Raw genomic sequence first — 8,950 nt, 5'->3', positions numbered from 1 at the left:
GGGGCGCTGGGGCTCGCCGCCCTCGCCGCGCTGGCCGTGAGCCGGGTGCAGCGCAAGCGCCAGCGGCAGGCCAAACGCCACGCGGTCAACCTCCCCGCCCGCATCCGAAGCGGCACCGCCGAAACCGAAACCCGGCTGATCGACATCAGCCGTCAGGGCGCCAAGCTGCGGCTCGACGCGGGCTTCGAGCCGGCGGGGCTCAGGGGGGTGACGATCCTTCTGGGCGACCGGCGCATCGGCGCCACGGCGCGCTGGCGCAACAAGCATTTCCTCGGCGTGCAGTTCCTGCGCCCCCTGCCCGACGATGCGGTGGCGCCGATCCTGACCCAGACCGACCCCGGCACGGGGCCCGAACCCGACCCCGGCGGGGCTCCGGCGGGCTGAGGGGGCCAAGAATCGAAAACGGCACCCCGAGGGGTGCCGTTTCGCGTCCTGATCCGAGGATCGGGCCGTCTCGATTACTGCGCTTCCTTGATGAAGCGGACCGCATCGCCGAAGGTCTGGATGGTCTCGGCGGCATCGTCGGGGATCTCGATCCCGAACTCTTCCTCGAAAGCCATGACCAGCTCGACGGTGTCGAGGCTGTCGGCGCCCAGATCGTCGATGAACGAGGCGTTCTCGACGACCTTGTCCTCTTCGACACCCAGATGCTCAACAACGATCTTGCGCACGCGGTCGGCGACGTCGCTCATAACAGTTCCTCACGTCTTTCCGGCCCCTGTCGGGCCTTTTCACTGCTTGCCCCAGAGGGCGGCTTGATGTGCCCGCTCGGGCCGCTGACCGACAGGCGCCAAAAGCGCCAAATTCGGCAAATCACGGGGTCATGTAGCAGAGATTCCGGAAGGCGCAAACGCTTTCGCCCCTTTCCCTGCACGGAAATCCCCGGCTCAAAGCATCGCCATGCCGCCATTGACGTGCAGCGTCGCCCCGGTGACGTAGCCCGCCTCCGGGCTGGAGAGGTAAAGCACCGCCGATGCGATCTCCTCGGGCGTGCCCATCCGGCCCGCCGGGATCTGGCCCAAGATGCCCGATTTCTGGTCCTCGTTGAGCTTGTCGGTCATCGCCGTCTCTATGAAACCCGGCGCCACGCAGTTCACGGTGATACCGCGGCTCGCCACCTCGTAGGCGATGGATTTCGACATGCCGACCATGCCGGCCTTGGCGGCGGCGTAGTTGGCCTGACCGGGGTTGCCGGTGGAGCCGACGATCGAGGTGATGTTGACGATCCGGCCCCAGCGCGTCTTCATCATCGGGCGCACCACGCCCTTGCACAGCCGCATGGTCGAGGTGAGGTTGACCTCGAGCACCTGCGCCCAGTCCTCCTCGGACATGCGCATGAAGAGGTTGTCGCGGGTGATGCCGGCGTTGTTGACGAGGATGTCGAGCCCGCCCATCGCCTCGATCGCCTGCTTGGGAAGGGCGTTGACCGCCTCGGCGTCCGAGAGGTTGCACGGCAGGACATGGGCGCGTTCGCCCAATCGCGCGGCCAGCTCCTCGAGCGGCGCGGTGCGGGTGCCAGACAGCCCCACCGTCGCGCCCGCGCCGTGCAGCGCGGTGGCGATGGCGCCGCCGATGCCGCCAGAGGCACCGGTGACGAGGGCGCATTTCCCGGTCAGATCGAACATGTGTGGTCTCCTGCGTAATCCGTTGGCCAAGGGTCTAGCAGCCGGGGCGCGCCCGGGCCATGCCCCGCGGGCAGGAATGCGCGCGGGGCTTCGCGCTCAGCCCCGGGCCGCGGCGACATCCTCGGGCGTGCCAACGGTGCGGGTGGCGGAGCCCTTGGCGATGCGGCGGATCATGCCGGTGAGCGCCTTGCCCGCGCCGATCTCCCAGAATTCGGTGACGCCCTCGCCCGCCATGAACTCCACGCTCTCGCGCCAGCGCACCGCGCCGGTGACCTGATCGACCAGAAGGCTGCGGATCGTCGCCGGATCGCTGACCGCCGCGGCGCGCACATTGGCGACGAGTGGCACCGCGGGCTCGCGGATCTCGACGCCCTCCAGCGCCTCGGCCATGGCGCGCGCGGCGGGCGCCATCAGCGCGCAGTGGAACGGCGCGCTGACCGGCAAGAGGATCGCGCGCTTGGCGCCCTTTTCTTTGGCGATGTCGAGCGCGCGCTCGACCGCGGCGCGGCTGCCCGAAATCACCACCTGCGAGGGGTCGTTGTCATTGGCGGCCTGGCAGGTCTCGCCCTGCGCGGCGGCCTCGGCCACCTCGCGCGCAGCCGCGAGATCGAGGCCCAGAAGCGCGGCCATGGCGCCCTCGCCCACCGGCACGGCGGCCTGCATCGCCTCGCCGCGCAGCCGCAAAAGCCGCGCCGTGTCATCGAGACGGAGCGATCCGGCCGCGCAGAGGGCGGAGTATTCGCCCAAGCTATGCCCGGCCACGAAGGCCGCGTCGGTGACGGCGACGCCCTCGGATTTCAGCGCCTCCATGGCGGCGATGGAGGTCGCCATAAGCGCGGGCTGGGCGTTGCGGGTGAGGGTCAGCTCCTCGATCTCGCCCTCGAAGATCAGGCCGGAGAGCTTTTCGCCGAGCGCTGCGTCGACCTCGTCGAACACCGCGCGCGCAGCCGGATAGGCCTCGGACAGGGCCCGGCCCATGCCGATGGTCTGCGATCCCTGACCCGGAAAAACGAATGCGCGCATGGCCCTGCTCCCTTGTGCTGCGGTGCGTCGGCTCCTCGCATAGCGGCTCGGATGCGCCGCGACAAGAAAGCCTCAGGCCGCGCGGCGAAACAGCGGCACGCCGCGGCGGCGCGGCAGGTCGAGATCGGTCTCGATGCGCCGGGCGAGCGCGGAGATGACATGCAGCTCGCCCTTGGCCACCCGGACCGAGACGTTCTCGCCCGACAGGCGCAGCTCGGCGCGCAGCGCCATGCGGCGCGGATCGCGGTGATCGCGGATCTCGGTGGCGCGGAATTCGTCGAAGCGCCAGCTCGCGACCTGCTGAACCCGCCCGCCCGGGCGGCGCAGCACCTCGCGCACCAGCCGACGCTCTGTGTCGAAATGCATCTCGCTGCGGCTGCCCAGCCCGGCAAAGCAGATCAGCCCGCCGCCCAGTAGCACCGCCAGCGCCAGCTTGGCCCAGAGCGCAGCGTCGCCCGGCGCGCCCAGCGGCGATAGCCACAGCGCCCCGGCCGCCGCCGTCACGCCCAGCGCGAAGGCCCAGACCGCGAAGAGCGCCAGCACCAGCCCCCCCTCGGCCGTGCGGCGGCCGCCTCCGAGAACCAGGGGGGCGCGATCGCTGCGGGTGCTGAGGGTTGCGGTCATCTCGACGAGCTCCGGCCTGTACAATTGGACAGGTCGATCCTTCGCAAGCATGAGGGCGGGATTATGGCCGATTGCGGGCCTCATGCCGTCTTTCACGACATTGGGGCGTTTTTTCGTACCTCCGCCCGGCTTGCGGCGCGGCGCGATCTCTGTATAAGGCCGCATCCTTCCGCGATTTCGCATGAACCGCGCAGTCTCTCGTGAACGGGGAGCGGAAGGTCATGGCCCCGTTCTATGAAATGCGCCCGGAAACCGAACTGGAGTTCACATGCCGCTCTACGAGCATGTCTTCATCGCGCGTCAGGACCTGTCCAACGCGCAGGCCGAAAGCCTGGTCGAGCACTTCTCGACCGTCCTCGCCGACAACGGCGGCAAGGTGCTCGAGAACGAGTACTGGGGCGTCAAGACCATGGCCTACAAGATCAACAAGAACCGCAAGGGCCATTACGCCTTCCTGCGCTCGGACGCCCCGTCGCCCGCCGTGCAGGAAATGGAGCGCCTGATGCGCCTGCATGACGACGTGATGCGCGTTCTGACCATCAAGGTCGACGAGCATCAGGAGGGCCCCTCGGTCCAGATGCAGAAGCGCGAAGAGCGCGGCGACCGCCGCGAGCGTCGCTGATCGCCTCCAGGAAAGGATAAGAGAATGGCCACCAAACCGTTTTTCCGTCGCCGCAAGACCGACCCCTTCGAGGGCGAGAACGCGCCGAAGATCGACTACAAGGACACGCGTCTGCTGCAGCGCTACATTTCCGAGCGCGGCAAGATCGTGCCCTCGCGCATCACCGCCGTCGGCTCCAAGAACCAGCGCAAGCTCGCCCAGGCGATCAAGCGCGCGCGGTTCCTGGCGCTGCTGCCCTACGCCGTGAAATAAGGAGACCGACACATGGACGTGATCCTTCTGGAACGTGTGGCCAAGCTTGGCCAGATGGGCGAAATCGTGAAGGTCAAGGACGGCTACGCCCGTAACTTCCTTCTGCCCCAGGGCAAGGCGCTCCGCGCGAACGAGACCAACAAGGCTCGTTTCGAGGACCAGAAAGCCCAGCTCGAGGCCCAGAACCTCGAGTCGAAGAAAGAGGCCGAAGCCATGGCCGCGAAGCTCGACGGGCAGCAGTTCGTCGTGATCCGCTCGGCCTCCGACGGCGGCGCGCTCTACGGCTCGGTCACCACGCGTGACGTCGCCGAAGCCGCCACCGCCGACGGCTTCACCGTCGACCGCAAGCAGGTCGTGCTGCGCGGCGCGATCAAGGACCTCGGCCTTTACGAGGTCACCGTGGTTCTGCACCCCGAGGTGGACGCCACCATCGAGGTCAACGTCGCCCGCTCGCCCGAAGAGGCCGAACTGCAGGCGTCGGGCAAGTCGATCCAGGACCTGGCCGCGGAAGAGGAAGCCGCTGCCGAGTTCGAGATCCAGGGCCTGTTCGACGACATCGGCGGCGCCGCCAATGACGACGAGGGCCAGGAGGGCTGAGCCCGAGCTGACACTTCGGAAACGCCATGAGGGGGCCGCATCCGGGATGCGGCCCCTTTCGCATGTCAACGCCTCCAAAGGTTTGTCACTCTCGTGTACCAAAGCGGACGCAGCCTTTGTGACGTTGGGTATCGAACGCGGCATGGCGGTTGCACGGGTTGACGTGGCGTCGCTCAGGGGGCGTGGTTCGGTCAGCTTCTGGAGTACGCCTCATGACCCTCGCCACCGACACTGCGTCACGGATCGCATCGGAGAGTTTCGACGAGTCGAATCTGCTGAAGAAGCCTGGTCCCCTGCGGCGCCCATTGCGAGGCGGGAAGTTCAAGCCGTCGGACCTCGCCGATCCGAGCCCGCGCAGGGGCTGTCGAAGCGACGGCGAAAGCCACGCGGCAAAGGGTGCCGATCCCGAGGATGGCAGAGGGCCATCCACGAAGATCCCGTCGGGTGCCCCGAGGGAGGATGCGTCGAACAGCCTTCTGCAGGCGCGCGATCTGGAGCACCAGGAGCTCGAACATCGCCTGCGCAACATCGTCAACGTGATGTCGGTCATGATCCGCATGTCAGCGCGCGACGAAAGCGATCCGAAGGCGCTCGCCGAACAGATCGACAGGCGGCTCAGGGCGCTCGGCGACACGCATTTCCAAGCCTTCGCCAAGCCGGAAGAGGCGGCCATGTCGCTGCAGAAGCTGATTACGCCGATCCTCGCCACCTATGCGCCACGCGGTACATCCCAATTCGCGATTGGCGACGCAGAGACGCCCGTGCCTGCCTCGCAGGTCTCGGCATTGACGCTGGCGCTGCACGAGCTGGCGGCGAATGCCGTCAAGCACGGCGCGCTGAGCCGTGCCGAAGGGATGATCGGGATCGACGTCGATCCCGCCCCGCGGGGGCTTGCCCTGACATGGCGCGAAAGCGGCGGGCCGACGGTCGTCCCGCCCCGGCGGTGCAGCGGCTCGCGCATCATCCGAAACCTCGTCGAGGCCGCAGGCGGCACGCTCGACTTCGACTGGCGACCCGAGGGGCTCGTCGTCCGGATCGAATTCGCCCCCGTGCTCAGCGATCCGCATCCCGCGATCTGAGCACCCGCGCCGGGTTGCCGCCCACCGTCGCACCCGCCGCCACGTCCCGCGTCACCACCGCGCCCGCGCCGATGATCGCGTCGTCGCCCACTGTCACGCCGGGCATCAAGAGCGCGCCGCCGCCGATCCAGACATTGGATGCGGATAGGCTGGCCGAACTCCAGCCCCTCGCGCCGCGCCTCGGCCCCCCTCGGGTGATCGGGCGTCAGGATCTGCACCCCCGGCCCGATCTGCGTCAGATCGCCGATCGCGATCTCGACCACGTCCAGAAGCACGCAGTTGAAGTTGAGGAACACCCCTGCCCCGAGCCGGATGTTCATGCCGTAATCGCAATAAAACGGCGGGCGGATCACCGCGCCCTCGCCCACATGCGCCATGATTTCGGCGAGCTTCGCGTGCCGCTTAGCCACCGGCGCGACCGACATGGCGTTGTATTCGGCCATCCAGCGCTTGGCCCGCCAAGGCCAGCGCCTGAAGCTCGGCGTCGCCCGCGCGGTAAAGCTCGCCCGCCAGCATCTTTTCCTTCTCGCTGCGCATCCATCCTCCTTGGGCTTTGCGCCATTGAGCGCAGCGCGGGCGCGCCACGTCCAGACGCTTTCCGCAACGGCAGCGCGCGAAAGGTCATTGGACTGTGATGCGAAGCCGTTACCCTGCCGCCATCGGATACGGGGGCAGAACGACCCCCGACAGCAACAGGGAAAAGATCGATGGCATTGATTCTGAACCGCCGCGGCTTTCTTGCCGGAAGCTCGGCCATGATCGCGCTGCACCCCTTCTCGGTCCGCGCGCAGGGCAACCAGGCGCATCTGCGCATCATGGAGACGACCGACATCCATGTGCACGTCTACCCGTATGATTATTACGCCGACAAACAGATCGACACCGTCGGTCTCGCCCGCACCGCCAGCCTGATCGAGGACATCCGCGCCGAGGCCACCAACTCGGTGCTGTTCGACAATGGCGACTTTTTGCAGGGCAACCCGATGGGCGATTACATCGCCTATGAGCGCGGCATGCCCGAGGGCGCGATGCATCCCGTGATCGAGGCGATGAACAGCTTGGGCTTCGACGCCTCGACGCTGGGCAACCACGAGTTCAACTACGGGCTGGAGTTCCTGATGAACTCGGTCTCGGGCGCGGCCTTCCCGATCGTTTCGGCCAACGTGGCCACCAAGACCGGCGAGACCATCACCGAGGACGAGACGCTGGTGCCGCCCTACACCATCCTCGAGCGCGAGATCACCGACGGCGCGGGCGAGACGCATCAGATCAAGATCGGTGTGATCGGCTTCGTGCCGCCGCAGATCATGAACTGGGACCGCAAGCATCTCGAAGGGAAGGTCGAGCCGCGCGACATCGTGCGCGCTGCCGAGGCCTATGTGCCCAAGATGAAGGAGGAAGGCGCGCAGATCATCGTGGCACTGGCCCACAGCGGCATCGGCCCGGTGGAGCACACCGAGGGCATGGAGAACGCGGCCATTCCGCTGGCGGGCGTCGAGGGGATCGACGTGGTCCTCACCGGCCACAGCCACCTCGTCTTCCCCGGCCCGGACTACGAAGGCCACGAGGGCGTCGATGTCGAGGCGGGCACGATCGGCGGCAAGCCGGGCGTGATGGCGGGCTTCTGGGGCTCCCACATGGGGCTCGTGGACCTGATGCTCGAGCGCGACGGCGAGGGCTGGCGCGTGGCCTCCTCCGAGGTCGAGGCGCGGCCGATCTACGAGCGCGGCGAGGATCGCTCGATCACGCCGCTGGTCGAGAGCTTCGAGCCGGTGCTGGAGTCGGTGGCCGAAGAGCACCAGGAGACGCTCGACTACGTGCGCCGCGCCGTGGGCAAGACCGATGCGCCGCTGCACAGCTATTTCGCGCTGGTCGCCGACGACCCTTCGGTGCAGATCGTCTCCAACGCCCAGCGCTGGTACATCGAGCAGATGCTGGCGGGCACCGAGCACGAGGGCCTGCCGATCCTCTCGGCGGCCGCACCCTTCAAGGCGGGCGGTCGCGGCGGGCCGGAGTATTACACCGACGTGCCCGAGGGCGACGTGGCGATCAAGAACGTGGCCGATCTCTATCTTTATCCCAACACGGTGCGCGCGGTGCGCGTCACCGGGGCAGAGGTCAAGAACTGGCTGGAGCGCTCGGCGGGGATGTTCAACCAGGTCGAGCCGGGACAGGAGGACCAGGTCCTTCTGAACGACGCGTTCCCCTCCTACAATTTCGACGTGATCGACGGGGTGACCTACGAGATCGACCTGTCGGAACCGGCGATGTTCGACCGCGAGGGCGCGGTGGTGAACCCCGACACCAACCGCATCAAGAACCTGCAGTTCGAGGGCCAGCCGATCGACCCCGAGCAGGAGTTCATCATCGCCACCAACAACTACCGCGCGACGGGCGGCGGCTCCTTCCCCGGGGCGGACGGCTCGACCATCGTGTTCGAGGCGCCCGACACCAACCGCGACGTGATCGTGCGCTACATCGTCGAACAGGGCACGATCAGCCCCTCGGCCGATGCCAACTGGCACTTCACCCCGATGGACGGGACCACGGTGCTGTTCGACACCGGCCCCGCGGCGGCCAACTACCTCAACGACGTCAGGGGCGTGCAGATCGCGCCCGCGGGCGACGGGCCGGAGGGCTTTGCCCGTTTCGTGATCCGGCTCTGAGAAAAGCGGCGCGGCGCGGGGGACATGCCCCGCGCCGCGTTTCAGGCGAAGAGCGCTTTCGCCTCGTGCGCGCGCAGGGTCGGCCGGGCCGAAGGGCCCCAGCTGTCGGGCATGGCGCGCAGGCCCGGGCAGGTGTCGAGCAGCCGGGCGCGTGACGGGCCGTCGAGCCCGAGGATGCCGCGCAGGCCGGGCTGGAAGCTTTCGGTCGCGGCGCCTTCGGCCATGACGATCTCATGCGCGTCGAACAGCAGGTGCACATAGGTCACCTCGCCGCCCTCCTCCACCGTCACGTCGCAGCCGTCGACGAGGTGGCGCGCGGCGATCAGCACCTCCTCCTCGCCGAACAGAAGCTGCGCGCGGTAGCCCTCGAACAGCATCCGGTGCTGCGGCGAGACCAGCAGGTCGCGCTCCAGCCCCGGCAGCACGCCCGGGCGCAGCCGGATCGGCGCGCAATTGCCGGTG

The 8,950-nt window shown here is 67.9% G+C and carries 12 protein-coding genes and 1 pseudogene; 6 read left to right on the top strand and 7 right to left on the bottom strand.

Translation table 11 applies throughout. From position 1 onward, the window contains the following. Positions 1-384: PilZ domain-containing protein (locus tag NHG85_RS18590; RefSeq protein WP_253335212.1), on the top strand; the 384-nt coding region annotated here is incomplete at its 5' end. Between the two features lie 74 nt (positions 385-458). On the opposite strand, the gene NHG85_RS18585 is transcribed toward NHG85_RS18590, so the two are convergent. From NHG85_RS18585 to NHG85_RS18570, 4 genes are all read right to left on the bottom strand, one after another. Beyond that, positions 459-692, bottom strand: coding sequence for an acyl carrier protein (locus tag NHG85_RS18585; RefSeq protein WP_017929475.1), 234 nt, complete (start codon positions 690-692; stop codon positions 459-461). A gap of 195 nt (positions 693-887) precedes the next feature. Beyond that, positions 888-1,625, bottom strand: a complete 738-nt coding sequence (gene fabG, locus NHG85_RS18580; protein ID WP_253335210.1) for a 3-oxoacyl-ACP reductase FabG — start codon at positions 1,623-1,625, stop codon at positions 888-890. Between the two features lie 96 nt (positions 1,626-1,721). Beyond that, on the bottom strand, positions 1,722-2,648 hold the full coding sequence (gene fabD, locus NHG85_RS18575) for an ACP S-malonyltransferase (RefSeq protein WP_253335208.1): 927 nt from the start codon (positions 2,646-2,648) through the stop codon (positions 1,722-1,724). Between the two features lie 72 nt (positions 2,649-2,720). Beyond that, entirely contained in the window at positions 2,721-3,272 is a 552-nt protein-coding gene (locus NHG85_RS18570; protein ID WP_253335206.1) for a hypothetical protein, read from the bottom strand. Positions 3,273-3,540: 268 nt separating this feature from the next. On the opposite strand from NHG85_RS18570, the gene rpsF reads away from it, so the two are divergent. The 4 genes from rpsF (at position 3,541) to NHG85_RS18550 (ending at position 5,822) form a co-directional block, all read left to right on the top strand. Next, positions 3,541-3,894, top strand: coding sequence for a 30S ribosomal protein S6 (gene rpsF / locus NHG85_RS18565; protein ID WP_017929479.1), 354 nt, complete (start codon positions 3,541-3,543; stop codon positions 3,892-3,894). 24 nt (positions 3,895-3,918) lie between these two features. Next, complete coding sequence (gene rpsR, locus NHG85_RS18560) at positions 3,919-4,146, top strand: 30S ribosomal protein S18 (protein WP_017929480.1); 228 nt, start codon at positions 3,919-3,921, stop codon at positions 4,144-4,146. A 12-nt stretch (positions 4,147-4,158) separates the two neighbouring features. Continuing rightward, positions 4,159-4,743 (top strand): 50S ribosomal protein L9, encoded by a 585-nt coding sequence (rplI, locus tag NHG85_RS18555; RefSeq protein ID WP_253335204.1) that lies wholly within the window; start codon positions 4,159-4,161, stop codon positions 4,741-4,743. 212 nt (positions 4,744-4,955) lie between these two features. Further along, complete coding sequence (locus tag NHG85_RS18550; protein WP_253335203.1) at positions 4,956-5,822, top strand: HWE histidine kinase domain-containing protein; 867 nt, start codon at positions 4,956-4,958, stop codon at positions 5,820-5,822. Here the strand turns inward: NHG85_RS18550 and NHG85_RS19750 are convergent. Both NHG85_RS19750 and NHG85_RS19745 read right to left on the bottom strand, forming a co-directional pair. Beyond that, a pseudogene (locus NHG85_RS19750) lies at positions 5,800-5,961 on the bottom strand (DapH/DapD/GlmU-related protein); the annotation flags it as partial. The gene NHG85_RS18550 and the pseudogene NHG85_RS19750 overlap by 23 nt on opposite strands. A 263-nt stretch (positions 5,962-6,224) precedes the next feature. Next, positions 6,225-6,359, bottom strand: coding sequence for a maltose acetyltransferase domain-containing protein (locus NHG85_RS19745; RefSeq protein WP_305884608.1), 135 nt, complete (start codon positions 6,357-6,359; stop codon positions 6,225-6,227). A 170-nt stretch (positions 6,360-6,529) separates the two neighbouring features. Here NHG85_RS19745 and NHG85_RS18540 point away from each other — a divergent pair, with 170 nt between their 5' ends. Next, the gene (locus NHG85_RS18540; protein WP_253335201.1) at positions 6,530-8,488 is read left to right on the top strand and encodes a bifunctional 2',3'-cyclic-nucleotide 2'-phosphodiesterase/3'-nucleotidase; all 1,959 of its coding nucleotides are present in this window, start codon (positions 6,530-6,532) and stop codon (positions 8,486-8,488) included. A gap of 41 nt (positions 8,489-8,529) precedes the next feature. Here the strand turns inward: NHG85_RS18540 and NHG85_RS18535 are convergent. Continuing rightward, positions 8,530-8,950: Hint domain-containing protein (locus NHG85_RS18535; protein ID WP_253335199.1), on the bottom strand; the 421-nt coding region annotated here is incomplete at its 5' end.

Origin of the sequence: Limimaricola litoreus (assembly GCF_024159025.1) — a bacterium.
Classification (GTDB): Bacteria; Pseudomonadota; Alphaproteobacteria; order Rhodobacterales; family Rhodobacteraceae; genus Limimaricola; species Limimaricola litoreus.
This window is presented reverse-complemented; position numbering and strand designations above follow the sequence as displayed.